Source organism: Aristophania sp. ESL1100 (assembly GCF_058511235.1).
Genome location: NZ_CP196394.1, coordinates 561,613 through 587,500, shown reverse-complemented (window position 1 = coordinate 587,500; position 25,888 = coordinate 561,613). Strand labels below are relative to the sequence as shown.

Here is a 25,888-nt window from a genome sequence, read left to right as displayed (position 1 = left end):
ATCATGGAACTTGCCTTCAAGCAACTGTCCCGCAAGCGTGTTCTGTAACTCGCGTTGGATTACTCTTTTTAACGGACGCGCCCCATAAATCGGGTCATAACCAGCATTCGCCAACCATTCATGCGCCTTTTCATCCAGTTCCAGCCCTAATTTACGATCTTCAAGCAAACCACGCAGACGATCGAGCTGAATCTCAACAATCTGGCTCATATCCGCTCTTTGCAGACGCGAGAAGAGAATGATCTCATCCAGACGGTTCAGGAATTCAGGACGGAAATGATTACGCACAACGGCCATCACCTGAGCCTGCACCAGATCAGGTGATTCACCGTCTTTCTGGTTGGCCAGAACGTCCGATCCCAGATTGCTGGTCAGAACAATAATGGTATTGCGGAAATCCACAACACGGCCCTGCCCGTCTGTCAGACGGCCATCATCAAGGACCTGCAGCAGAATATTGAAGATATCTTCATGCGCTTTTTCCACCTCGTCAAACAGGATCACCTGATAAGGACGACGGCGAACCGCTTCAGTCAGCACACCCCCTTCATCATAGCCCACATAACCGGGAGGAGCACCGATCAGACGCGATACGGCGTGTTTCTCCATAAACTCGCTCATATCAATCCGCAGCATTGCCCGGTCATCATCAAACAGGAACTGAGCCAACGCCTTGGTCAATTCAGTTTTTCCAACGCCTGTCGGACCCAGGAACAGGAAAGAGCCTATCGGGCGATTCGGATCCTGCAACCCGGCACGTGCCCTGCGGACAGCATTCGACACTGCCACCAACGCCACTTCCTGACCGATAACACGCTGACGGAGATTTTCTTCCATATGCAGAAGTTTCGCCCGCTCACCTTCAAGCATCCGATCGACAGGAACCCCTGTCCAACGAGACACAACAGCAGCAATCCCCTGCTCTGTTACGGAATCGGCAAATAAGGAATCTTTGCCTGAATGCTCTTCTTCAGACTGCGCCTTAACGATCTGCTGCTCTAACTGAGGGATTCGCCCATAAAGAAGCTCTGACGCTTTTTGCAGATTTCCCTGACGCTGAGCTACTTCAACTTCGGAACGGGCTGTATCGAGCTGTTCCTTGAGTTTCTGCACGGCATTGACACGGTCTTTTTCCGCATGCCACGCAACACTCATTGTGTCTGATTTCTCCTGCAAATCAGCAAGCTCAGATTCAATGGCGACAAGCCGCTCCTTGGAAGCAGCATCCTCTTCCTTACGAATTGCCTCACGCTCAATTTTGAGCTGGATAATCCGGCGATCAAGCTCATCAAGCTCTTCAGGTTTGCTGTCAATCTGCATCCGCAGGCGGCTGGCAGCCTCATCAATCAGATCAATCGCCTTATCTGGCAGAAAACGGTCCGTGATATAACGATTGGAAAGTGTCGCAGCAGCCACCAAAGCATTATCGGTAATACGGACCCCATGATGAAGCTCGTATTTTTCCTTAATCCCGCGCAAAATCGAGATCGTATCGGCGACACTTGGCTCTTTCACAAAAACGGGCTGGAAACGCCGTGCCAAAGCCGCATCTTTTTCAATATATTTGCGATATTCATCAAGCGTCGTCGCACCGATACAATGAAGAACACCGCGTGCTAATTCAGGTTTGATCAGATTTGAGGCATCCATCGCACCATCTGAACGGCCCGCCCCAACCAAGGTATGCATCTCATCAATAAAGAGGATGATTTCGCCTTCAGCGCTCTCAATCTCTTTAAGAATGGCCTTCAGACGCTCTTCAAACTCACCACGATATTTCGCCCCGGCAACCAGAGCCCCCATATCGAGCGAAAGAAGCTTTTTATTGCGCAAGGCTTCCGGCACATCACCATTGACAATCCGCAGAGCCAGCCCTTCAACGATGGCTGTTTTACCAACACCCGGTTCACCGATCAGCACGGGGTTGTTTTTACTCCTGCGCGCCAGAACCTGAATTGTCCGTCTGATTTCCTCATCACGCCCGATAACGGGGTCAAGCTTCCCAGCCTGGGCAACCGCCGTCACGTCACGGGCATATTTCTTGAGAGCATCAAATGTGCTTTCTGCCGAAGCCGAATCAACCTTACGCCCTTTTCTCAACGCCGCCACGGCCTGCTCCAGCGCCTGTGGTGTTGCCTTTCCAGCACGTAAGGCATTTCCTGCCGCTGTCTGGCTCTGGCTGATGGCCACCAACAGCCGGTCCTGTGCGACGAAACTATCTCCAGCCGCAGCAGCACTCTGTTCCGCATGATCCAATAATCTTACGAGGTCCGGTGTCGCCTGAGGCTGGCCGGCACCACCACCCTGAACTTTAGGCAGCTTCGCCAAGGCTTCATCATTTTCATGCTGAACCTTTTTAGGGTCCCCGCCCGCAGCGCGGATCAACCCAGAAGCCGCTCCCTGATCGTCATCCAGCAGAGCTTTCAGCAAATGTTCCGGCGTTAATTGCTGATTATAATCACGCAGCGCTATTGTCTGTGCAGCCTGTAGGAACCCCTGACAGCGTTCAGTAAATTTCTGGATATCCATTCAATCTCTCCTTTAAGTCCCTTTATGGCAACTTCAAGTTTCCCAGATGTCCTTTCAGCAACATCTTTCTTTATATCTGGTCCCTTTTTGTCGCTTATCAAGAGATTTTGAGAAAAGATTATATCATGGGGTTTTTTGATTCCCTTACGCGCCGTGCAGGGCCATGAAGAACCTCGTCTGCTTCAGACAAACGATCGGAAGCCGTGTTGTGCTGATGCCAATAAGGATAAATCAGATCCGGGGCACTTGCCTTTTCCAGACGCAATGTTTCTTCCTCACTCAACGTCAGATCAATACTTTTAAGATTATCAATAAGCTGCTCTTCACGCCGTGCCCCTAAAACAAGGGATGTGATACCCGGGCGGTTCACCGTCCATGACAAGGCAACCTGTGCCGGGGAAACATTATGAGCCTCCGCAATCTCTATCAATACTTCTACAACATCATGAAGTTTATCCAGATTACGAACTTCAGGCTCACTCCAGCCTTGAATTCTCCGGGAGTCTTCAGGCGTTGTATGACCCCGGCGATATTTTCCGGTCAGCAGACCACAGGCAAGCGGGCTCCATACCTGGACTCCCAGACCCTGATCAACCGCCAGGGGCAAAAGCTCATATTCAGCATCACGGGATTCGAGAGAGTAATAAATCTGTTCTGCAACAGGTGTGATCAGATGCGTGCCTTTGGCTGCCAGCATCAATTTCATGACCTGCCATGCTGCAAAATTAGAAACCCCGGCATAGCGAATCTTGCCTTGTTCTCTAAGCGTCCACAAAGCTTCGAGCATTTCTTCCGGTGGCGTCTGGCCGTCCCATTCATGCAGGTAATAAAGATCAATCACATCCCGCTGAAGACGCTTCAGGCTGGCTTCGCAGCTTTTGATAATATGATGTCGGGAAAGTCCTTTTTCATTAGGACCAGGGCCCATTGTAAAACGCACCTTGCTCCCGACCAATAATTCCGAGCTGCGTCCTTTTAAAATCTGCCCCAGAATTTCTTCGGCCTTGCCCGCAGAATAAACGTCAGCTGTATCAAAATAATTCACACCATGTTCGATACAGAGATCAATCATCCGGGTTGCAACTGTAAGATCAACATTTCCCGTTTTGGAAAAAGCACCCTGGCCACCAAATGTCACTGACCCGAAGTTTAAGGCAGAAATTTTTAAGCCTGATTTACCTAATTTACGGTATTTCATGTAAGTGTTCTCCTTATTCAACAGCAGTCATAAGATGGCCACCGATATTTCCACGTAATTCTATAATATTTTATCAAAAAATTTCATCACAGTTACATGATTGAAACATGAATTGATTATGTTACCGCACGTAACGTGCAGAACAACATGTCTTTACCCCTCCCCTTTTTCATTGGAGAGAAAAGCCGGGACCATTCCCAGAGACGCTAAGGCCTCTTCCCATATGCGATGGCTATCGGTTTCAAAAACCAGTTTTTTTGTCGCCGGCGCAATCAGCCAGTAATGATGATCCATTATCTCTGTTTCCAGCTGGCCAGGGGCCCATCCTGCATGACCCAGAACAGCAAAGGCATATTCCAGGTTACTGTCTTCACTCAGCTCATAAAACATCTCCAGATCAGCTGATAAACGCGCAGGACCTTGAATGCCTGAAAGGGAAAGTTCATCAGGCAAGGGTGTATGAAGAATATAAACCTGCTCTCTGTTTATGGGGCCACCCGCTCCCAGAAATTGCTGCGGCATGGCGTCGATAAAAGCAGAGCCTTTTCCCCTGACGTCATCATCAAGCGTGACATGGGAGATACGTTTATTGATGACGACACCGAACGCCCCCTCTTTTTTCGAATATTCTGAAATATAGACCACTGACTGAGCAAAAAAACTTTCTGCAAGCAGTGGAGAGGCAATTAATAAAAAGCCTGTAAGATCAGAAAACGAAGGTGTCAGTATCTTGCTCATCTTTCCAATGATGACAGATTCACTATAAAAATAGCAAGATACCTCACGAAAATGGTTATGAAAGTACTGATAAGATGCCAAAAAATCTGACAGTTTTTGTTACCGGAGCGACCGCTGGCTTCGGAAAAGCAATTGCGGAGCGCCTTGTCCGCGAAGGACATCGTGTCATCGCTTCCGGCCGACGCCAGAACCGCCTTGACGAACTCCATCATCAACTCGGTGAACGCTGCCTGCCTTTACTGCTTGATATGCGGGATAAAGACTCTCTAAGGGCCCTTCCTGCTTCCTTACCTCTGGAATGGCAGGAAATTGACGTGCTCATCAATAATGCCGGCCTTGCTCTGGGTATGGCCCCTGCGCAGGAAGCTGACATTGATGACTGGGAAACCATGATTGCCACAAATATTTCTGGCCTGGTCGAAATCACCCATGCCATTCTGCCCTCTATGGTCCGCCGCAATAAGGGAATGATTATTTCCCTTGGCAGCACTGCCGGCACATATCCTTATAAAGGGGGCAATGTGTATGGAGGCACGAAGGCCTTTGTCAGGCAATTTATGCGCAATCTGCGCACAGACCTGTTAGGAACAGCCATTCGGGTCACCAATATTGAGCCGGGGCTCTGTGGTGGAAGCGAGTTCAGCCAGGTCAGACTAAAGGACGAGCAGCAGGCGAAAGCAGTCTATGAAGGCACGCACCCTCTCCTGCCCGAAGATATTGCTGAAACTGTTTCATGGTTATTGAGCCTGCCCCCTCATATGAACGTTAATTCCATGGAGCTTATGCCCGTCTGTCAGGCTTCCGGCGGGTTGGCCGTACACAGAAACAAGCCCGCTGAGTAAAGCGGGCTTGTCACTATTTTCCAGAATATTTCAGGAACGGCGGCGGCTGGATTTTTCACCAGAACGCCCGCCAGCCGGGCGTTTGCGGGGGGGCTTCCCTCCTCGATCGCCACCTTTCTCACCTTTACTGAAACGGCCTTCACGAGAACCGCGTTCCCCTCCACGAGGGGCACCACTGCGCCCACCACGGAATGATCTGCCGCCCTCTCTTTTTCCACCTTCGGCTGGTGGTGCAGAGGCTGGCTCAATTGAGACCTCATCATGTTCCGCCCCAGCGCGACATGAATTAAAACGCTCGACCTTATCGTCTACGATCTGAAAGAAAGACTGATCCTGCTGAATACGGATGCTGCCAATATCCTTTTTCTGCACCCCACCCAGACGACAGATCAGAGGCACAAGCCATTTCGGATCGGCCTTGTCATTACGCCCGACACTCATGCGGAACCAGGCACCACTGCTTTCATAAGAGCGTGGTTCACGTCTGGCACGATCGCCTTTTTCACCACGTTCACCTCTTTCCCCTCTTTCACGACGGGCAGGTGCTTCGATAGAAACGGGGCGTATATCCTCAACTTTAGGCAGCTTTGCTGTGTAGAAAGCGACCAGAGCAGAAGCGAGGCGCTGTGCGTCATAACGCTCAACCAGCTGACCGACCAGCCCGTCCCCGGAGACATCTCCTTCTGTCAGGACAGGGTCTTCCAGAAGGCGTGTTGCGTCCTGTTTTGCAATAACTTCAGCAGTCGGGACCGTTTCCCATTCTGCTTTAATCCGTGCAAAACCGAGCAGGCGTTCTGCCCGGCGGCGCTGATTATAAGGCACCATCAACACACTTGTGCCTTTGCGCCCTGCACGACCTGTCCGCCCTGAACGATGCAGCAAAGTCTCAGATGATGAAGGAATACTGGCGTGAATCACCAGCCCCAGAGCCGGAACGTCAATGCCGCGTGCCGCCACGTCCGTTGCAACGCAGACGCGCGCCACACCGGAGCGCAGGCTTTCAATCGCACGAGAACGCTCATTCTGCCCCATCTCGCCAGAAATGGCGACAGAAGCAAAGCCCCTCTCAAGGAGTTCCGCCTGAACCTGACTGACCATCGCACGGGTATTACAGAACACCATAGCTGTCGGGCTGTCATAATAACGCAGGACGTTCACCAGGGACCGTTCCATCTCATGAGGGGCCGTTACAACACAGCGATAAGTGATATCACTATGCTGTTTCTGGCCAACGCCCATATCAATCCGTTTGGCATCTTTCTGGTAGCGCTTTGCCAGAGAGGCGATTTCGCGGGCGATGGTGGCTGAGAACAGCAATGTGCGACGTTCCTGAGGCGACGCATCAAGAATTTGCTCCAGCTCCTCACGGAACCCCATATCGAGCATCTCATCAGCTTCATCCAGCACAACAACGCGCAAGGCTGAAAGATTGAGTTTCCCGCGTGACAAATGGTCACAAAGGCGCCCAGGTGTACCTACAACGATATGAACCCCACGCTCCAGAGCACGCGCTTCCCGTCGGGCATCCGTCCCGCCAATGCAGCTTGCAATACGGGCACCGGTCTCGGCATAAAGCCAGGTCAGCTCTGACTGGACCTGAAGGGCCAGTTCACGCGTTGGCGTAATAATCAGGACCGCTGGAGAAGAAACAGGAGGAAGCTTGCCCTCGCCGTTGAGAAGGCTGGAGGCAAAAGCTATACCAAAAGCAACCGTTTTGCCCGACCCTGTCTGCGCTGAGACCAGAAGGTCCCGGTCTTCATGTCCTGGTTCGAGCACAGCCTCCTGAACAGGAGTGGGCTTTTCATAGCCGCGTGCTTGCAGGGCGCGTGTTAAGGCAGGGTAGGTATCGGGAAAAGGCATTGTCAGTAAATACTCGGCAAATCAGATGCCCCATAGAAAAGGCAGGGGCTAGGAAGGCGTCAATAGCGGTTTATCAGGTAAAAAGCCAGAAAATACTCAAAAAATATCGCCTGGCTCCCCCCTGACACTAATTTTGAACGGGCGCACGCCCAATGACTGCATGGACGCTATCTTTCCACGCGGTCAGGTCCTCAGGCGGGACAACCTCGCCTGTATCCAGAGCAACAAATCCGGCACTATGCATAAGACTGCTTGCCAGACGGACACGATCCGCCGGCTCCAGAGCCTGCCAGAGTGCCACAGCCTTGGCAGGGATAAACTGGTCGGAAAAGCTGACCACAAACGGGGCATTCGGTTTCAGAACCCTGCGCACCTCTTCAAGGACTTTCTGAGGCTGCGTCAGATAAGCCAGACCATCACACATGACGGCCCCGTCAAAATAATCATTCTCAAAAGGAAGCTCTGTTTCCTTATTGAGGTTCTGCACAATAAAACGGGTAAGGACTTCATTGCTTTTCAGAGCCGTCTCATTGACATCCAGCCCGACAAAGTCGCGGAATGTCGCATCTTCCGGCATATGGCTGTCTGACCCCGCCATCAGGTCAAGTGTGCACCCTCCTACAGGCAGGATTGTGCGATAAAGCGCCGTTACGGCCGTCCGGGCTCCTTGATCCATTAAGGAATCCGACCCCTGACGGGCGAAAAAAACGTCATCTTCTATATCACTTGCCTGCGAAAAAGCTTTTTCGTGAAGTCCCTGCACGCATTAACCTCGTTCAATTTTCCAAAAACAGACTCTCTGTCACTCTTACAGGTAAGAGAGAACCTGAAGACATCAAGGGTATTATCCTATATAGAGATTTATCATGAGTTTAAATTTCACGAAAATGCATGGGCTGGGCAACGATTTTGTTGTGCTTGATGGCCGTGACCGCCCAATCCCGTTAACGACCGATATGATTCGCACGCTTTGTGACCGTCATACAGGGATCGGGTGCGACCAGCTCGTGCTCCTTTCTCCGCCTGAACTGGCGGGCGCTGACGTTCGCGTGCAGTTTTTTAATCCCGATGGGTCCGAAGCGGGAGCCTGTGGCAATGCATCACGCTGTATTTCCAAATTTGTCGGCCATAATCCTGTCCTGCAAACTCAAAACGGCCTTTTGCCCACTTTTAATGAAGACGGGCAATTTCGTGTTATTATGGGCGTTCCCAAATTAGACTGGCAGGACATCCCCCTTTCCCGGAACTGCGATACTGCGCATATGCCGCTTTATGATGGCGCAGCCTGTTCCATGGGCAACCCCCATCTTACCTTATTCCGCTCTATTGAGGATGCAGCTCTTCTCGGCCCTCAACTGGAACATGACCCCCTCTTTCCTGAACGGGCCAATATCGGTTTTGCCGAAATTATTTCCCCCACTCATATACGCCTGCGGGTCTGGGAACGAGGAGCCGGTCTGACGCTTGCCTGTGGTTCCGGGGCCTGTGCCGCCGTGGTCAACGCTGTCAGGCGCAATCTGGTTGAAAAACGTTGCACTGTCACGATGGAAGAAGGCGATCTGACAATTTACTGGGAAGAAAACGGTCCTGTGCATATGACCGGTCCCGCAACTCTTAGTTTTACAGGTCAGTTTCCCGGTTTTAGTTCATGAGTGTCTCTATCGTTACGTTCGGCTGCCGCTTAAATGCCCATGAAAGCGACGCCATGCTTCATTATGCCCGACAAGGAAAAGAAAATCTGGACGGGCAGAAAACAATCATCGTCAACACATGTACCGTCACCGCTGAAGCAGAGCGGCAGGCCCGACAGGCCATCCGTAAAGCGCATAGAGAAAACCCTGAAGCAAAGATTATCGTCACGGGCTGCGCCTCTGAACGTGAACCGGAAAAATGGGCGGCTCTTGAGGGCGTTGAAAGGCTCGTCCCCAATGGGGAGAAGCTTGCGCCCACACGTTGGGGTGTTGACCCGAAAACCAATTTATCGCCCCCTCCTTCCCGCCATACACGTGCTCTTTTGCAGGTGCAGCAGGGATGTGACCATGAATGTACCTTCTGTGTAATTCCTGCCGGCCGTGGCTCTTCGAAATCCCTGCCGCTTTTTGACATTATTTCCCGTGCACGCACCCTGACTGAAGCAGGGCATGAAGAGATCGTGCTAACCGGCGTTGATATTGCGTCCTGGCAGGAAGGTGAAAGCGGGCTTGGCACGCTTTGCCGCGCTCTGCTTAAGCATGTTCCCGCCATTAAACGACTGCGATTATCATCTCTGGACCCCGTTCTGCTTGACCTGGAAAAAGGCGATAAAACACTCTGGGCGCTTCTGGCTGACGAACCACGCCTCATGCCGCATCTGCATCTTTCTCTTCAGGCGGGTTCTGACCTCATTCTTAAAAGAATGAAGCGCCGTCACCTGACCAAAGGCGTTAGTCAATCACTGAAAGCCATCCGTCGCTTACGGCCTGATATTGGTTTCGGCGCTGATCTGATCGCAGGTTTCCCGACTGAAACGGAAGAACTTTTTCAGGAAACCTATCATTTTATCGAGGAAAACGCGCTGCCATTTCTGCACGTCTTTCCTTATAGCGAGCGCCCCGGCACACCTGCTGTACGCATGCCGAGCCTTCCCAAAAACATCCGCCAGGAACGCGCTGCTCTCCTCAGAGAGTTGGGAGAGAGAAATCATCTGGAGTTTCTTGAGCGCTTTATCGGTCAGGAAAAAGACGTGCTACTGGAAACAGAGACAAGCGGCCATACGCCTGAATTTGCTGTTATAACCCTCCAGGGAGCTCCTTCCATAGCCCTGGGAAAAACCTACCGGATGCGGCTTTTAAATATTGAAAATCGTAAAATAAATGCAGAAATTGTGAGCTGAGGCTTGACGGCAGAGGTTTCTTCGTCACATTCCAGTTTATGGCTGGATTTTTCTCACGACTCAAAGCGGGCCTGTCCCGTTCCAATGAACGTCTTACGGCGATTTTTACCAAGCGTAAGCTTGATGACCAAACGCTTGAAGAACTTGAAGATGAACTGATTGCGGCTGATCTTGGCCCTGCTGTTGCAGAGCGCATTATCAAACAATTCCGCAACACAGCCTTCGGTCAGGACGTCACCAGCGAAGAAATCAAGGAAACCCTTGCCAGGGAAATTGCGCAGGTTCTTGAACCTGTTGCCATTCCCTTTACGCCGAACCCGGAACTTAAACCTCACGTTGTGCTCGTAGTCGGCGTAAACGGTACTGGCAAGACGACAACAATCGGCAAAATGGCCCATCATTATAAGCAGGAAGGCAAATCCGTGATGATGGTTGCGGGTGATACTTTCCGTGCTGCCGCTGTTGAGCAGCTCCAGATCTGGGGCCAACGCGTCGGTGCGCCTGTAATCGCCAGTAAAACCGGAGCAGATGCTGCCGGACTGGTTTATGACGGTCTCAAACGTGCTGCTGAAGAAAAAGCCGATCTCCTGCTGATTGATACGGCTGGCAGGCTGCATAATAAATCTGCTTTGATGGAAGAACTGGCCAAAATCATCAGGGTCATGAAGAAATTTGACGAAACAGCGCCTCATAGCGTGCTGCTCGTGCTGGATGCCACGACTGGTCAGAATGCACTGGAACAGGTGCGTATCTTCCGTGAACTGGTCAATGTTACCGGTCTTGTTGTCACAAAGCTGGACGGCTCTGCCCGCGGCGGTATTGTCGTTGCTTTGGCTGAACAGTTCAAGCTCCCTGTCCATCTCGTTGGCGTTGGTGAACAGGCTGAGGATTTACGCCCCTTCTCTGCAGAGGATTTTGCCAAAGGATTGGTCGGGGCATAATCTTTCCCTGACTATCAAAGTCGCCTGACTGTATAAAAAGAAAACCCCGCAGAAAATGACCTTTCTGCGGGGTTTGTTTTTTCAAACAGACACGGATTACCCTTCAAACGGGTCTTTCATCAAAATTGTGTCTTCACGTTCCGGGCTGGTGGAAAGAAGTGTCACGGGAGCGCCGATCAGCTCCTCAATCCGGCGGACATATTTAATGGCCTGCGCTGGCAGATCTGCCCATGAACGAGCCCCTGCTGTTGTCTCGCTCCAGCCCTGCATGGTTTCCAGCACAGGTTTCACTTTAGCCTGAGCCGCTGGTGAGGATGGGAAGCGGTCAATTTTCTGGCCGTCCAGCTCATATCCTACGCAAAGTGAGACTTCTTTCATGCCATCCAGCACGTCAAGTTTGGTCAGGGCGATACCGTCAACACCACCCACACGCACAGCATGACGCACCAAAGTCGTATCGAACCAGCCGCAACGACGGGGACGGCCTGTCACTGTTCCAAATTCATGACCGCGTTTGCCAAGCCCCTGCCCGACTTCATCATGCAGTTCGGATGGGAAAGGCCCTTCGCCAACGCGTGTTGTGTAAGCCTTGGCAATCCCCAGAACAAACCCAACAGCTTTTGGTCCCACACCGCTGCCTGAAGCCGCGATGGCCGCAATGGTGTTTGAGCTTGTCACAAAAGGATATGTGCCATGATCCACATCCAGCATCACAGCCTGCGCTCCTTCAAAGAGAACACGCTTGCCAGCTCTGACGGCTTCATCCAGCCGGTCCCATACAGGGCAGGCGAAAGGTAGGACTTTGGGAGCCACTTCATTGAGGAACGTCAGAACCTGCTCTTTGGTGAATGTTTCTGCGCCGAGACCTGACAGAAGAGCATTATGATGAAGCAGGAGTTCATCAATCTTCCAGTCCAGCGTTTCCGGTTCTTTCAGATCACAGAGACGGATGGCACGACGAGCCACCTTATCTTCATAAGCCGGGCCAATGCCCCGCCCTGTTGTGCCGATTTTATGTTCCCCGCGAGCCGCTTCACGGGCACGATCAAGTGCTCCATGAAGAGGAAGAATAAGGGGAACTGTCTCAGCAATCCATAATGTTTCAGGTGTGACGACAAGCCCTTGAGCCGTTACACGCTCAATTTCCCCCAGAAGCGCCTGGGGATCGACAACCACACCATTACCGATAACGCCGATCTTGCCGCTGACCAACCCTGAAGGCAGAAGGGAAAGCTTATAAACCTGATCCCCCACAACCAGGGTATGACCTGCATTATGTCCCCCCTGAAAGCGGACAACAATATCAGCGCGACTGGCAAGCCAGTCAACGATCTTGCCCTTTCCTTCATCCCCCCATTGGGTGCCGATTACGGTTACGTTGGACATAAAAACAGACTTTCCTTACAGCAAGAACAGAAATTTAAACGATTAAAGAGCTTCAGCGTGGCCATTATGCCAGTAGTGGCTGCAACGCAACCGGCGAGCCTCGTCTGAAGACGCTCTGGTCTCTCCCAGAGCCTCAATTGTGGCAAACCCTTCTTTATGAAGAGCCGATAAGACCTCATGCACCAGACCTGATGGCACCAGACAGCGCGGCCGGCGGGAAGGAACAGGGGCGACTTTCAATAAAGCCTCAGGATGGAGCGTCAAACCGCATGCAGGCTCCTTGCCTGCCAGATAACGCCCGCCGCGTCCCAATTCATCTCGCGATTTGAGAGCAAAAACCGTGACGCAAAGCCCTGTGTGATAACGCCATCCCCTGAAATCAACAGGGTCAATTGTCAAACGCAGGGACGGAAGACGCTGCCTTAACGCAGCAACACTTTCCTGCAACCGGTCCAGATAGGGTTTCAGAGACGGTGGGAAAACCAGTTTCCCAAGACGTTCCAAAGCCCGGTCAGCCTGCCCGGCGGCCTCCATCATTCCCAAAAGAAGCGGTGCCAATGCCCCACCCTCTTCAGCAACCGCCGCCGCGTCCCGGCGATCAAGCGCATGAATAAGGGCCTCTCTTTTTGCCCCTTCAAAGCTTTGATCAATCAAATTCCAGACGAGCACCGGCATGGATAGATCGAAAGAAACACCTTTAATCCCCAGCGCTTCAAGTGCTTCTGCCCCCAGGGCAATTACTTCAGCATCGGCCTGAGGGGTGTCCGGGCCAATCAATTCAATCCCGGTCTGTAAAATCTGCCTGTCTGATTCACGCCCTGCCGTGCCGATTACAACGCAATCGCCAGCATAAGAGAGGCGTAAAGGCCTTGGCATATCATGAAGCCTTACCTGGGCAATACGCGCAATTTGCGTCGTCATATCAGGCCTCAGCGCCATCATACGATGAGAGGACGGGTCCATAAGGCGGAAGCTCTGCTCAGACAATGCCTCACCAGCACCGCTGAGCAGGGACGTTTCAAATTCCAGAAGGGGAGGACGAACGCGTTCATAACCATAAGAGCTGAACACATCCATCACTTTGGCAATACCCTGCGCTTCTGCTTCAGCATCGCCTGGCAAAAGATCGACAAAGCCCATAGGTAACAGAGAAGGGCTCAGAATATCTGTTGAACCCATCATGCTGTAAATTCCTTTCTGGTTTCCTCAGCCGCCCAATCCAGCCAGGGCAGAAGGCGGACAATATCTTCAGATTCAACCGTTGCACCGCCCCAGATACGTAAACCCGCAGGCGCATCGCGATAAGAGGCAAGATCGTACCCCGCCTTCTCTTTAGCGAGAAGCCCGGTCAGGTGCTTTACAGCTTTCCCGCGCTGTTCTTCGGATAACGCCTCAAACCATGGCGCTGTAATTTTCAGGCAGATTGACGTGCAGGAGCGCGTTTCCGGCCTCTCTGCCAGAAATGAAACCCAGTCAGAGGCTTCAACCCAGGGTCTCACGACAGAAAAATTCTTTTGCGAACGCGCTTTCAGAGCCGGAAGCCCTCCCACCTGCTCTGCCCATTTTAGACTATCGAGCGCATCTTCAACACAGAGCATGGAAGGTGTGTTAATGGTATCACCTTCAAAAATTGCTTCAATCAGACCTTTTTTATTCGTCAGGCGGAAAATCTTGGGCAAAGCTCTCGGAGCCCCCTGCTCCAGACGCGCGACAGCCCGTGGGCTGAGTGCCAGCATCCCGTGAGCGGCCTCTCCCCCCAGAGCCTTTTGCCAGGACCATGTCACAATATCGAGCCTGTCCCAAGGCAGATCCATCGCGAAGGCGGCAGACGTCGCGTCACAAATAACCAGTCCTTCATGCTGTGCTGGAATGGCTTCAGGCGATGGAATACAGACGCCTGATGTCGTCCCGTTCCACGTCAGAACAACATCGCGGGACCAGTCAATACGGGAAAAATCGGGTAGCTGGCCATAAGGCGCTTCCAGAACGCGGATATCCTCAAGCTTCAGTTCATTTTTAAGATCTTTGGCCCAGATCCCGGAAAAACTCTCAAAAGCGAGAACATCAACTCCTCTTTGCCCACCAAGCCCCCATAAGATCATTTCCACCGCTCCTGTATCAGAAGCAGGGACAATCCCTACGCGCCAGTCCTGCGGAATCCCCAGAACAGCCTTGCTCCGTGTAATGACTTCCTTAAGACGTGCCCGCCCCTCCGGCGAACGATGCGAACGCCCCAGAAGTGCCTCTTTCAGAACATCGGGAGACCAGCCGGGGCGTTTGACACAAGGACCGGAAGAGAAAAAAGGACGTGCGGGGCGCAAAGAAGGTTTGGAGTGAAGCATGGCTAAAGGGAAATCCATCAGCAAAAGAAACACGATAAAAACCGGATCAGCCCGCTCCTGAACGTCACAACGTCAGATGTAAGCGCCACCGATGACAGAAGACCTTCCGCTCCAGAACCAGCTATCACGCAAGCTTACTGCCGGCTGGGACATTAACATAGTGCGCCTGTGCTGTCATGGCTGCTTATGACCTGGCGCAAGAGGAGACTATAAATTTTTCTGAAAAAGTGGTGCGAGAGAGGGGACTCGAACCCCTAAGCCTTGCGGCGGTCGATTTTGAGCCGACTGCGTCTACCAGTTCCGCCACTCTCGCTTTTTAAGACACCTTCTGACCGGAGAAGATATCCATTGAGAGAGCTCAATAATCCATCTTCTCCGAAAGAGCTATAGTAAATCCGCAAAAATGTGAATTTTCGTCAGATGCGCCCGCTCATAAGCATAAGATTACGCACAGCCGCGCCTGAAGCACCTTTGCCAAGGTTATCCAGCGTTGCTGTCAGAACGATCTGCCCTTCATGGCCATGAACGCGCAGTTCCATATCGTCACGTCCGGCCAGACGGTCTGCAAGCAATGTGGGTTCCTCTTCACAGACGCGAATCGTTTCAGAATTCTGATAGGCTTTTTTAAGAACCTCTTTAACCGCCTCCTTTGAAGGAAAGCCCGGAAGCTTCACCAGATGCAGAGGAACCGAGACAATCATTCCTTGTGCAAAATGACCCACGGATGGAACAAAAAGCGGCTTATGCATAAGTCCGCTATAATGAGTCATTTCGGGCAGATGCTTATGCGCAAGTCCCAGCCCATAAAGCATGAAGGCGGGACCATGGTCACGCTCATGGTCTTCAATCATTGTGCGCCCTCCCCCACTATAGCCGGAAACCGCATTTATGGAGACAGCATAATCAGCAGGCAAAAGACCCGCCTGGACTAAAGGGCGCAGCAAGGCGATTGCACCCGTTGCATAACAGCCGGGATTACTGACGCAGGACGCATTGCGAATCAGATCGGGTTGTTTTTCAGAAAGTTCCGGCAGGCCATAGACCCAGTCCGGAGCCACTCTATGCGCTGTGCTGGCATCCAGAAAACGCGTAACATCCCTACCAAGCGCAACAGCTTCCCGGGCGGCATCATCGGGCAGACAAAGCACTGTAATATCAGCCTGCTGCATAAGGGCCTTACGGGCTTGCGGATCTTTCCGCAGGTCCGGATCAATATGCAGAAGCTCAAACCCATACTCAGCGGACAGATTTTCCAGCCTGTGGCGAATCCCCAATCCTGTGGTTCCGGCTTCTCCATCAATAAAGATTCGCGTTGTCATGACTATTCCTTTTTTGCCTTACCACTCGAGGGATGTCTGTTTCTTTTCATAAAGATACATTGTCTGCCCATCACGCAAGAACTGTTCAGAAAGGGTCATACCAATACTGCCCAGAACAATCCGGGATGCTAGATTATCTTCACGCGTGACGGCAACAACTCTCTTTTCCCCACTATCCAATGTGAAAGAAAGTGCCCGGGCGGCCGCCTCACGGGCAATCCCTCTGCCGGAAACGGCCGGAAACAGAGCGATCCTCAACCCAAGCCCTCGCCCATCGGGGCGTTCATGCACACCGGTCATGCCGACGAAACGATTCTTTTCAAAGATAGAGAAAATGCCAACACCCCGCCTGGCCCAGAACGTGATGTCTTCCGCCATTTCACGTTCCGCCTGCACGCGATTGCGCACGCCGCCAAGCATGGCACCAAAAGCACCTATATCGCTTTTCAAGCGGGCCATAGCCTCCATATCCTGCCAATTGACAGGACGGAGGACCAGGCGCGCTGTCTGAAGCTCACGCCCCAGCACAGCAGCCTGTAATGATCATACGATCCTTAACGCGCGATGGGGCGATAACGGATACGACCTGGCTCAGTCGCATCAGGCCCCAGACGACGGCGTTTATCTTCTTCATAGTCCTGGAAATTGCCTTCAAACCATTCGACGTGACTATCACCTTCGAAGGCTAGAATATGTGTTGCCAGACGGTCAAGGAACCAACGATCATGGGTGATGACCACAGCACACCCGGCAAAGCTTTCAAGAGCTTCTTCAAGAGCACGCAGCGTATCAACGTCAAGGTCATTGGTCGGTTCGTCGAGCAGGATCACGTTATTATCCTGTTTCAACATTTTAGCGAGGTGAACGCGGTTACGCTCTCCCCCGGAAAGAACCCCGACACGTTTCTGTTGATCTGAGCCCTTGAAATTGAAGGCTCCGACATAAGCACGTGAAGGCACCGCCCGTTTGCCCAGATAGATGACATCTGTCCCGCCTGAAATTTCTTCCCAGACGGTTTTATTATCATCCAGGCTATGACGGGACTGATCGACATAACCAAGCTTGACCGTATCACCGATGGTCAAAGACCCGGCATCAGGCTGATCCTGACCCGTAATCATTTTAAAGAGCGTGGACTTACCGGCACCATTGGGGCCAATCACGCCGACAATCCCCCCTGGTGGCAGTTTGAAGCTCAGATTCTCGATCAGCTGACGATCACCAAACCCTTTTGAAAGGCTTTCCGCCTCAATAACCGTTCCACCCAGACGAGGGCCAGGCGTGATAACAATTTCAGCCGTTCCGCCGACGCGCTCCTGCTCAGCTGCCAGCATTTCTTCATAACGGGTAATACGGGCCTTACTTTTAGCCTGTCGGGCCTTTGGAGAGCTGGCAATCCAGTCCTGCTCTGCGGCAAGAGCGCGCTGACGGGCACTTTCCTCTTTCTCTTCCTGAGCCAAACGTTTGCGTTTCTGAACGAGCCAGGAAGAGTAATTCCCTTCAAATGGATAACCACGACCACGCTCAATTTCCAGAATCCAGTTCGTGACATTATCGAGGAAGTAACGGTCATGGGTGATAACCATGACGGTGCCGGCATAATCACGCAAAGTCTTTTCAAGCCAGGCAACACTCTCTGCATCAAGATGGTTGGTCGGTTCATCGAGCAGAAGAAGGTCAGGCTTTTCCAGCAGAAGACGGCAAAGGGCCACGCGACGACGTTCACCGCCTGAAAGATGGGTCACCGGGCTGTCAGCAGGTGGGCAACGCAGAGCGTCCAGAGCGATGTCTAATTTGCGATCAAGCTCCCAGCCATCACCGGCATCAATCTTTTCCTGAAGTTCTGCCTGTTCTGCCAGAAGAGCATTCATCTCCTCATCGGACATGGGCTCAGCAAATTTAGCGGAGATTTCATTAAAACGGTCGACCGCATGCTTGATTTCACCAAACCCGATGGCCGCATTTTCACCAACCGTCAGATTGGGGTCAAGCTGGGGCTCCTGCTCCAGATAGCCGATCCGCACACCTTCAGCGGCCCAGGCTTCCCCTCCGAATTCCTTTTCAATCCCTGCCATGATTTTAAGCAATGTGGATTTACCGGCACCGTTCACACCAAGAACACCGATCTTCACACCAGGGAGGAAGGAAAGCGTAATACCCTTGAAGACCTCTCTCCCACCAGGATAAGCCTTGGTAAGGTCCTTCATGACATAGACGTACTGATAGGCTGCCATGGGAGGTCTCCTTTAACGCAAGCCGGAAAAATGACAGAGAAACACACTATAACCCTTGAGGTTAACCTGGTGGCAAGGTGTCAGAAAGAACACCCTGCGCCCGGCAGGACTCGAACCCGCAACCTAGCCGTTATGAGCGGCCAGCTCTAACCAATTGAGCTACAGGCGCCCAGGTGAGACATGGAAATCGCCTAATTTTATCTTTTTTTCAACCCCATTAGCTACAAATAATATCCAAATTCTATAGAATTGCCCCTGGAAATGGCTTTTCTGCTAAAAAAGTAACAGTTTTTTAGGATGGAAGGTCTTTCATTACGTCTTAATTGTTTTTTGCAACCCTCAGTGAGTATGATTCCTATGGATATTTCCAAAATCGCAGCGGGCAAAGATGTGCCTAATGATGTTAATGTCGTTATCGAGATTCCGCAGGGTTCTCAGGTTAAATATGAAGTCGACAAGGAAAGTGGTGCTATTTTTGTCGATCGTTTTCTTTTCACACCTATGGCCTACCCGACCGCTTATGGATTTATTCCCAACACATTAGCTGCTGACGGAGACCCGGTTGATGCCCTGGTTCTGACACCCAATGCCGTTGTGCCAGGATGCGTGATCCGCGCCCGTCCGATCGGTGTGCTGAAAATGGAAGATGAAAGCGGCCGCGACGAAAAAATCATTTGTGTCCCTCACGATAAAGTTCACCCTCAGTTCCGTGACATCAACAAAATTGAAGATCTTCCCGAAATCACCCTGAAAGCGATTTCCCATTTCTTTGAGCGTTACAAAGATCTGGAACCCAATAAGTGGGTCAAGGTCTCTGGCTGGGATAATAAGGAAGAAGCCGGGAAAATCATTCTTGACGCTCTTAAAGCGGCACAGAAATAACAACCGCCCCTAAATAATGGAACCGGTCGGTCTTAAGGGTATTAAATACCAGACTGACCGGATATATATTTTAGGTATGCTTGCATATTGGCAACACGATGGTAAAAAAATTCTGACCTCACGACGTTGTTGGCAACACTTTTTCTTCAATAATCGCTACAACCACAGGATGGAAAAAAACGACACCGTTTCAAAAACTTATATGACAGGATCTTCTATGGAGCACAGGCTTTTAGAAAAAAAACGACCTTCATTCGGTCATGCTCTCTGTAAAACATTTTTTGCCACACTTCTTTTGAGTGGGGTTTCCATTACGGCACAGAAAGCCCAGGCCCAGACAGCGCCAGCTGACCATTCGAAAAATTTTTCTAAAGCCGCCACGGCTGCTCCTTCAGCCACTCCCCCTTCTAAAGAAACGGGTATCATTAAACCTGCAACACCTGAACTTCTTCAGGATCTGGCGCCAATTCACATAAATCCTTCTGCTACGGGCCTCAATTACGGATATGAGCCCATTCAATATGGTGTTTATGACCAGAATGGCATGGATATGGCTGAACGCGTCACACTGCCACTGAACAATATTGCCTTTGGTAAAAACAGCTCTGTCCCGGCCCTGCCCCACCCGGAAGCCATTCTTCCCGACCCATTCGGGTGGAACAGCTATCTGCGGTCTCATGGTATTGCCATCATGCTGGATAACACAAACGAATTTGCCAATGGTGTTACGAGCCCTTCGAGACGATGGAATAGTCATCATGGAGGCAGTTTACGCAAAGGTGGTGCCAATGCCGGACAATATGCTATTGAAAGTGATATTGACTGGGAAATGCTTGCCGGCCTGACGGGTTTTGCCACACACGCTGTTGCTGTTGGCCGTTATGGAACACCGGGCAGTAATATGTATGGCGACAACCTCAATCCCAGCTCTGAAATTTATGGTGGTGGTGGTAACGTTTTTTTCCATATGGTCTATTTTTACGGAGAGGAAACCCTTCTCAAAGGCCATCTGGACATTGCCGCTGGACGCATGTCTTTTCTCTCAGACTTCTCAGCCGATACGCTTTACTGCAACTTCATGAATAATGCCTTTTGCGGTAACTTGAAGCCCTCTTCCGACAATTATGCCCACTCCTCTTACCCCGCTGCCAACTGGGCTATACGCGTAAGATACCGCCCGACCAACCACACCTATTTTCAAATTGGTATCTATTTCCCACAAAAAAATGTTTATGATTACACGCGTAATCGCTCAGGTCTCAGATATAGCAGCTCAGACTTAAGTGGACAGAGCATCCCTGTTGAGTTCGGCTGGACGCCTGAATTCGGCAAGGACAAACTTCCTGGAAATTACAAGGTCGGCTTTGCCGAGGACACTGCTGAACACGACGATAATTATTACGACGTCAATGGCAAGCCATGGGCCATTACAGGGGGCAAAAAACGCATCAATCACAACGCCTGGGCTGCCTGGGTTATTGTTGACCAGATGCTGATCCGCAACAAAACACCTGACACCATGGAGGGTGGCCTGTCTCTTGTTGCTGGTGCTTATTTCAACCAACCGCGTTCCTCTACACGTAAAAACGAGTTCCAGTTCGGCCTGGTAGACACAGGCTTCTGGCCCGCACGCCCTCTGGATGCCTTTGGCGTTAATTATAGTTATACGAGTGTCTCTGGCAGCGTGAAACGTACGCAGAAGCTGCAATTGGCTCAGGGAGGCCATGTCACTGCCATAGGAGGCCCTGCCCTCATGAATGGCTCTTATGACCTTCAGAGAAGCGGCAGCACGATTGAGGCCATGTACCGCATCCACGTCACACGCGGCGTCACCTTTGCGCCTGATTTCCAGTATTACATCCATCCCGGTGGGCAAAGAAGCCTGAAAAACGCCGCAATGATCGGCTTTAAATCCCACATCCAGCTTTTTTAAGATCATTCCGCCCGCTCATAGACAGACATTTCATGAGCGGGTTTTTTGTATCCTGATGATACGTTCTCTATCTTCAGCCAAAAGGAAAGACTTATTGCGGATTACGGATCTTTATAATTTTCTTACTTATCTGACGATTCCAGGCGGGTAATGGTTGTCTCAGGAAATCAAACAGAAATTCCCTTTGAAAAACCATCTTTAACCAAGAAAGACACTCTTTAAAATTTTAAGGAGATTTAACTCTGAAATCATTTTTCAGAAAAAAGGAAGAATAGTTTGCCACTCTTTAAACTATTCTGTTTTATAATAGACCGACTGGAGCGGGCGATGGGATTCGAACCCACGACCCCAACCTTGGCAAGGTTGTGCTCTACCCCTGAGCTACGCCCGCGTTCCGTCGTTCGGTAGGTGCGTTATGCTCGAAAATTCGGATCAGCGCAAGCCCTAAAAAACAAGTTTTTTCATTTTTTTATCTTTTTTTTCAAAAACCTTTAAATCATTGGAAAGGAGACCATCATGACGAGACTGACAGCTAAGGAAAGACGGGCTTTGCCCGATAGTGCTTTTGCTGGTCCTAACAGGACCTACCCTATTCCTGATCGCTCTCACGCTGCCAATGCAAAGGCCCGGGCGACGCAAGCCTTTGAAGCAGGCCGTATGCCTCTCAGTGAGGAATTAACGATTGATCATAAAGCTGACGAAGTTCTGGATGAAGAGCCTAAAGAAGGTCATAAATAGGACCCGCTGTGACCTTCATCCATTATCTTCTTTGCTAAGAAGTTCTTATTTATTAGGGCCGTAAGAGACTTCAGTGTCCGTCTGGACGGGGTGCGGCGCCGTGTCAGCGGTGGCCGTTGATTGCTGAGCTGCGGCTCCGGTTGCGCCCCCGCCCATCGCAGGCCCGTGCCCTTCTTCATCAGGCACATTCGCAGGCATGGAAAGGAAAGGAACCCGGTCAGATGATTTTTTGTGCCCGGATTTTCCTAAAGCCAGAGACGCACCTGGGTAGGCTTCCGTCATATCAGCTTTTGGACCATTGAACTGAGGGCCTTCGTCATCAGAGCAGGCAGCCAGAATTAATGGGCATAAAATAGACAGAATCAGTAATTTATTCATTATGACATCTCCCCTCGTCATTTCCATCATTGACGCTTCTCTCTTAGCATGGAAATAGACAGCAATGTTTAAAGGGAAGCCCACCTCATTTCATCGTTATTTTCAAGCCTGGTGTGACAGTCTTTTTGTAGACCATGCCATTTTCAGGCTTGTCTGGACCAATCTTTCACCTGTTATTGAAGGGAAAGTCTGGCGCAGCAATCATCCTACACCAAAACGAATCAAACATTTGAAGAAGATGCTTGGGCTCCGTAGCATTGTCAATTTAAGAGGGCATCGCCAATGCGGCTCTGATGCTCTTGCGCGCGCCTGTTGTGAAGCTGAGAACCTGCCCTATATCGATATGGCTTTCGAAAGCCGAAATGCCCCCCACCGGGACCGCATTCTGAGATTTTACGAAATTTATAAAACATTACCGACGCCAACCCTCATACACTGTAAATCCGGTGCAGACCGGGCTGGCTTAGCCAGTGGCCTGATTGTCCTTTTCGAAGGGGGAACAGCGCAACAGGCCTTACAACAACTTCATTGGCGGTTTTTGCATTTTAAAGGATCACGCACTGGGGTTTTGGATGCATTTTTCCTCTTATTTCAGAAAGAAGGGGAAGGAAAAATGCCTTTTATAGAGTGGGTGAAATTCCATTATGATGAACAGAGACTGCGTAACGCGTTCAAAGTCCGTCCATGGAGCCATATTGTGACGGACTATATCCTTCGCCGGGAATAAGGATTTTATCCATCCTGCTCGGCCAGATTTTTTAAAAGTTGCAGGATCTGCCGCCTCGTCGCAACGTTCTGCACGCGGTAATAAGCCCTGACAAGCTTCAGTGTTTCCGCTTTTGTCAGAAGCTTCGCATCATCAAGGATATCATGGTGTGCCATATGGTTTTCATGGCTTACAGGAGGCCGCAGAGGCCTGACTTCATCACGCATGACCTGCTCAGTTTGAACGGTCGAGACGCGGTGCAATTCTTCAAAGAAAAAACCAACCGGTATCTCAAGAACCCGAGCAATTTCGTACAGGCGCCCTGCTCCTATCCTGTTTGATCCCCGTTCATATTTTTGAACCTGTTGAAATGTTATCCCGAGAGCCTCTGCCAGTTTCCCCTGGGATAACCCCCGAAGGACACGAACCAGCCTTATCCTGTTCCCGACATGAATATCTACCGAAGTAGGTGCTGACATCCCCCTTATGGCTCCTTTCAATAAGGACCACACAATAACGAGCGATCTCTCCAAAAAACGAAGACAATATAGTTTAAATTTAATTAAAAAGCAAATTTAAATTAATAAAGAAAAACTAAGATACTCTTCTGTATCCAACACATATAGAGAAAGCGATCATCAATATAGAAATAAACGTCGCTATTAATTTACCACATAACGAGAATATAGTTTCCTTCTTAGGAGACGGTATAATAGAGCTCATGATTTCCTCTTGACCCCATTTTGTTCTTTTTACCTCATGGCCTCGTGAATCATAAACTGCCGATACACCCCTATTATTTACAAAAACCACTGGAAGACCTTCCTCGACCGCACGCATACGTCCAGTCGCAAGATGTTGGTAGGGCCCCGCACTATTGCCGTACCAGGCATCATTGGAAATTGTCAGTAACCAGTCAGGCCGGTTATGCCGCTCCGTCACTTCTCCGGAAAAAATAATTTCGTAACACACCATCGGGCCAACACGCCCTGTTTCAGGATAATCCCACGTTTCAAGACCCTTCCCAGGCGTTATGACTTCCGGAAGAATATTAAAAGGGATAATGGCAGGCTGGTATTCCCCGAATGGCACCAGACGGCTTTTATCGTAAATGGCTTTGATATTCCCCTGGCTATCAATAGCCTCCAGGCTGTTATACCAACGATGATCAACTCGGCGATCTGAGCCAATAAATGACGTAGCCCCCTGTGCGGCTGCCGCAATATCCTTACGCGCCCATTCATCCTCATCGAGCAAACCAGGAAATGCCGATTCCGGCCACACGACAACAATTGGCCTTTTCTCAGAAAGTCTTTGGGCTTTTTCAACCCCTTCCCGCGTGAGAGACAGATAGGACTGAAACTGTTTGACAGCATCATCATGCCCCAGAACCTCTTTTTCAGGAACATTCCCCTGCACAAGCACAAGTCTGGGATTGGAAACGGGTTTATAATGAGGGTGCGTCCATAACCACCCTCCAGCAATGAGCCAGAGAGAAAAACCTGCCATAACGCAGATGAGTCCTTTCCTCTTCTGCCATAGCGACAAAGAGGCCAGCACCAATAATGCCGTCAGCCCATCAACCCCTATAATGCTGGCTGGCTGTATAAGGATGTCACCGACACGCCCAGGGACCTCCAATGCACTACCGAGAGGGTTCCATGGGAAACCGGAAAAGATAAAAACGCGACTCATATCAGCCAGCGTCCAGGCACCCGTAAACATGAAAACACGCGGCCAGCCAGGGCTGACAAAACGGCAAAAAACAGCAGGAACCGCGATCAGGGGAGCGATAATCAGCGACACGCCCGGGGCTGCAAGCGGTACAACCCACCAATATTCATGAACACGGGTTAAAATGGCATTTGTCAGCCAGTAGAGCCCGGCTATATGAAGGCCCATTCCGAAAAGAAAGCCCCGTAAGGCCGCTTTGCGAGCATTAGGGGCGTCCTGAGCTACCTGAAAGAGAACAGGAAGCGTCAGAGCCAGAATAGGGAAAAAATTGATTGGCGGCAAAGCCAGGGCTGACAGAGCCCCTGCCCCCAGCAAGAACAACGCCATCCGCCACTCTGAGCGAAAGCAGGGTATCTTGAATATAGGAGACATGATCCTCTGTAGCTTTAATCCAGGGCGTCCCTCAAACGACGTTCATAATGACGATAATATTTATCGGCCAGAAGTTCGCTTTTTACGATGACCGCAACGTCGGTCGTGTTGAACTGTTCATCAACAACGGCACCATCTCCCACATACCCCCCAAGACGAAGATAACCTTTAATCAAAGGTGGCAAACGAGACAGGCAACTTCTCTGATCCAGTTTCGCCGGGTCCGTACGCTGCATGGTAACGTAACGCTCTGGAAGCGCTTTCACGCGTAAAGCCGGTGGGGCCAGATGATTATGATAAAGCCAGGTTAATTCGTCATTCAACGCATCAGGATCCGTCCCGTGCAAACTGGCACATCCAAACAGAACATCAATACGATGCAGGAAGATATAAGACGCAATCCCCCGCCATAAAAGCTGCATGGCTGTACGACCACGATATTCCCTGGCGACACAAGACCGTCCTACTTCCAGCAGGTGCCCGGGAAACCCGGTCAGGGGGGAGATATCATATTCAGAGGAAGTATAAAAACGCCCTATCTTGCGTGCGGCCTCCGAACGCAAAAGGCGGTAAGTCCCAACCACACCAGCCGCATCTGACGCCTTGGAGTGATCAATGACCAGAAGATGGTCCGCAACCTCGTCAAACTCATCAGAGTCCAGACGCGTCTGCATGACTCTTTCATCAGGCCGCGCACCCATTTCTTCGAAAAAAACTTTATAACGCAAAGCCTGAGCTGCTTCACGCTCGGAATCAGTCTGTGCGATTCTTACACCAAGGGCGCCGCCGCGTAATTCCTGGAAGCCACCATTACGATCAAGCGAAAGCGTCGCCAGTGTTTCCATCTGCTCACGCGCTGTCTCGCTACTGACAACCCGCACATC

Annotated in this window: 23 protein-coding genes and 3 tRNA genes (1 of these 26 cut by a window edge); 8 read left to right on the top strand and 18 right to left on the bottom strand. The window is 50.9% G+C overall.

What is annotated here, in order from left to right; genetic code table 11:
- The 3 genes from clpB to ACSYSY_RS02905 all read right to left on the bottom strand — a co-directional run.
- A protein-coding gene (gene clpB / locus ACSYSY_RS02915) for an ATP-dependent chaperone ClpB (protein WP_491707823.1) crosses the window boundary here: on the bottom strand, positions 1–2,529 show its 5' portion. It extends 51 nt beyond the left edge of the window; only the first 2,529 of its 2,580 coding nucleotides appear in the window; the start codon lies at positions 2,527–2,529; its stop codon lies off the left edge, out of view.
- A 118-nt stretch (positions 2,530–2,647) separates the two neighbouring features.
- Positions 2,648–3,727 carry an aldo/keto reductase gene (locus ACSYSY_RS02910; RefSeq protein WP_491707822.1) on the bottom strand — a complete coding sequence of 360 codons (1,080 nt, stop codon included), beginning with the start codon at positions 3,725–3,727 and terminating at the stop codon, positions 2,648–2,650.
- A 153-nt stretch (positions 3,728–3,880) separates the two neighbouring features.
- Complete coding sequence (locus ACSYSY_RS02905; RefSeq protein WP_491707821.1) at positions 3,881–4,465, bottom strand: YqgE/AlgH family protein; 585 nt, start codon at positions 4,463–4,465, stop codon at positions 3,881–3,883.
- A 74-nt stretch (positions 4,466–4,539) separates the two neighbouring features.
- Here ACSYSY_RS02905 and ACSYSY_RS02900 point away from each other — a divergent pair, with 74 nt between their 5' ends.
- Positions 4,540–5,307 carry an SDR family NAD(P)-dependent oxidoreductase gene (locus tag ACSYSY_RS02900; protein WP_491707820.1) on the top strand — a complete coding sequence of 256 codons (768 nt, stop codon included), beginning with the start codon at positions 4,540–4,542 and terminating at the stop codon, positions 5,305–5,307.
- Between the two features lie 30 nt (positions 5,308–5,337).
- Here ACSYSY_RS02900 and ACSYSY_RS02895 read toward each other — a convergent pair whose 3' ends face one another.
- Both ACSYSY_RS02895 and ACSYSY_RS02890 read right to left on the bottom strand, forming a co-directional pair.
- Positions 5,338–7,167 carry a DEAD/DEAH box helicase gene (locus ACSYSY_RS02895; RefSeq protein ID WP_491707819.1) on the bottom strand — a complete coding sequence of 610 codons (1,830 nt, stop codon included), beginning with the start codon at positions 7,165–7,167 and terminating at the stop codon, positions 5,338–5,340.
- Positions 7,168–7,294: 127 nt separating this feature from the next.
- Entirely contained in the window at positions 7,295–7,930 is a 636-nt protein-coding gene (locus ACSYSY_RS02890) for a class I SAM-dependent methyltransferase (protein ID WP_491707818.1), read from the bottom strand.
- 103 nt (positions 7,931–8,033) lie between these two features.
- On the opposite strand from ACSYSY_RS02890, the gene dapF reads away from it, so the two are divergent.
- From dapF to ftsY, 3 genes are read left to right on the top strand one after another with little or no spacing between them, the layout of a single operon-like run.
- Entirely contained in the window at positions 8,034–8,819 is a 786-nt protein-coding gene (gene dapF, locus ACSYSY_RS02885) for a diaminopimelate epimerase (protein WP_491707817.1), read from the top strand.
- Complete coding sequence (mtaB, locus tag ACSYSY_RS02880) at positions 8,816–10,039, top strand: tRNA (N(6)-L-threonylcarbamoyladenosine(37)-C(2))-methylthiotransferase MtaB (RefSeq protein WP_491707816.1); 1,224 nt, start codon at positions 8,816–8,818, stop codon at positions 10,037–10,039. The genes dapF and mtaB overlap by 4 nt, the downstream gene beginning before the upstream one ends.
- 38 nt (positions 10,040–10,077) lie before the next feature.
- Complete coding sequence (ftsY, locus tag ACSYSY_RS02875) at positions 10,078–10,980, top strand: signal recognition particle-docking protein FtsY (protein WP_491707815.1); 903 nt, start codon at positions 10,078–10,080, stop codon at positions 10,978–10,980.
- Between the two features lie 96 nt (positions 10,981–11,076).
- On the opposite strand, the gene ACSYSY_RS02870 is transcribed toward ftsY, so the two are convergent.
- From ACSYSY_RS02870 to ACSYSY_RS02835, 8 genes are all read right to left on the bottom strand, one after another.
- Positions 11,077–12,366, bottom strand: coding sequence for an adenylosuccinate synthase (locus ACSYSY_RS02870; protein WP_491707814.1), 1,290 nt, complete (start codon positions 12,364–12,366; stop codon positions 11,077–11,079).
- A gap of 42 nt (positions 12,367–12,408) precedes the next feature.
- Positions 12,409–13,548, bottom strand: coding sequence for an ATP phosphoribosyltransferase regulatory subunit (locus ACSYSY_RS02865; RefSeq protein ID WP_491707813.1), 1,140 nt, complete (start codon positions 13,546–13,548; stop codon positions 12,409–12,411).
- Positions 13,545–14,708 (bottom strand): phosphoserine transaminase, encoded by a 1,164-nt coding sequence (locus ACSYSY_RS02860; RefSeq protein WP_491708204.1) that lies wholly within the window; start codon positions 14,706–14,708, stop codon positions 13,545–13,547. Before ACSYSY_RS02860 ends, ACSYSY_RS02865 begins: the two co-directional genes overlap by 4 nt.
- A gap of 228 nt (positions 14,709–14,936) precedes the next feature.
- A tRNA-Leu gene (locus ACSYSY_RS02855) sits at positions 14,937–15,021 on the bottom strand.
- 103 nt (positions 15,022–15,124) lie between these two features.
- Complete coding sequence (argC, locus tag ACSYSY_RS02850) at positions 15,125–16,027, bottom strand: N-acetyl-gamma-glutamyl-phosphate reductase (RefSeq protein ID WP_491707812.1); 903 nt, start codon at positions 16,025–16,027, stop codon at positions 15,125–15,127.
- An 18-nt stretch (positions 16,028–16,045) separates the two neighbouring features.
- Entirely contained in the window at positions 16,046–16,555 is a 510-nt protein-coding gene (locus ACSYSY_RS02845) for a GNAT family N-acetyltransferase (RefSeq protein ID WP_491707811.1), read from the bottom strand.
- 26 nt (positions 16,556–16,581) lie between these two features.
- On the bottom strand, positions 16,582–18,261 hold the full coding sequence (ettA, locus tag ACSYSY_RS02840) for an energy-dependent translational throttle protein EttA (RefSeq protein ID WP_491707810.1): 1,680 nt from the start codon (positions 18,259–18,261) through the stop codon (positions 16,582–16,584).
- Positions 18,262–18,356: 95 nt separating this feature from the next.
- Positions 18,357–18,430, bottom strand: a tRNA-Ile gene (locus ACSYSY_RS02835).
- Positions 18,431–18,618: 188 nt separating this feature from the next.
- On the opposite strand from ACSYSY_RS02835, the gene ppa reads away from it, so the two are divergent.
- Both ppa and ACSYSY_RS02825 read left to right on the top strand, forming a co-directional pair.
- Positions 18,619–19,143 carry an inorganic diphosphatase gene (gene ppa, locus ACSYSY_RS02830; protein ID WP_491707809.1) on the top strand — a complete coding sequence of 175 codons (525 nt, stop codon included), beginning with the start codon at positions 18,619–18,621 and terminating at the stop codon, positions 19,141–19,143.
- Between the two features lie 202 nt (positions 19,144–19,345).
- A complete protein-coding gene (locus tag ACSYSY_RS02825) occupies positions 19,346–21,076 on the top strand; it encodes a carbohydrate porin (RefSeq protein ID WP_491707808.1) in 1,731 nt (576 codons plus the stop codon).
- A 316-nt stretch (positions 21,077–21,392) separates the two neighbouring features.
- Here ACSYSY_RS02825 and ACSYSY_RS02820 read toward each other — a convergent pair.
- Positions 21,393–21,467 (bottom strand) — tRNA-Gly (locus ACSYSY_RS02820).
- A 125-nt stretch (positions 21,468–21,592) separates the two neighbouring features.
- Here ACSYSY_RS02820 and ACSYSY_RS02815 point away from each other — a divergent pair.
- On the top strand, positions 21,593–21,814 hold the full coding sequence (locus tag ACSYSY_RS02815) for a hypothetical protein (RefSeq protein WP_491707807.1): 222 nt from the start codon (positions 21,593–21,595) through the stop codon (positions 21,812–21,814).
- A 45-nt stretch (positions 21,815–21,859) separates the two neighbouring features.
- On the opposite strand, the gene ACSYSY_RS02810 is transcribed toward ACSYSY_RS02815, so the two are convergent.
- Positions 21,860–22,192, bottom strand: coding sequence for a hypothetical protein (locus ACSYSY_RS02810; protein ID WP_491707806.1), 333 nt, complete (start codon positions 22,190–22,192; stop codon positions 21,860–21,862).
- Between the two features lie 64 nt (positions 22,193–22,256).
- Between ACSYSY_RS02810 and ACSYSY_RS02805 the strand changes: the two genes are divergently transcribed.
- Positions 22,257–22,919, top strand: coding sequence for a tyrosine-protein phosphatase (locus ACSYSY_RS02805; RefSeq protein WP_491707805.1), 663 nt, complete (start codon positions 22,257–22,259; stop codon positions 22,917–22,919).
- Between the two features lie 5 nt (positions 22,920–22,924).
- Here the strand turns inward: ACSYSY_RS02805 and ACSYSY_RS02800 are convergent, their stop codons facing one another.
- The 3 genes from ACSYSY_RS02800 to ACSYSY_RS02790 all read right to left on the bottom strand — a co-directional run bounded on the left by ACSYSY_RS02800 (position 22,925) and on the right by ACSYSY_RS02790 (position 25,849).
- A complete protein-coding gene (locus tag ACSYSY_RS02800; protein WP_491707804.1) occupies positions 22,925–23,377 on the bottom strand; it encodes a helix-turn-helix domain-containing protein in 453 nt (150 codons plus the stop codon).
- Positions 23,378–23,492: 115 nt separating this feature from the next.
- Complete coding sequence (gene lnt / locus ACSYSY_RS02795; RefSeq protein WP_491707803.1) at positions 23,493–24,959, bottom strand: apolipoprotein N-acyltransferase; 1,467 nt, start codon at positions 24,957–24,959, stop codon at positions 23,493–23,495.
- 59 nt (positions 24,960–25,018) lie between these two features.
- A complete protein-coding gene (locus tag ACSYSY_RS02790) occupies positions 25,019–25,849 on the bottom strand; it encodes a GNAT family N-acetyltransferase (protein ID WP_491708203.1) in 831 nt (276 codons plus the stop codon).
- Positions 25,850–25,888 lie beyond the last annotated feature (39 nt).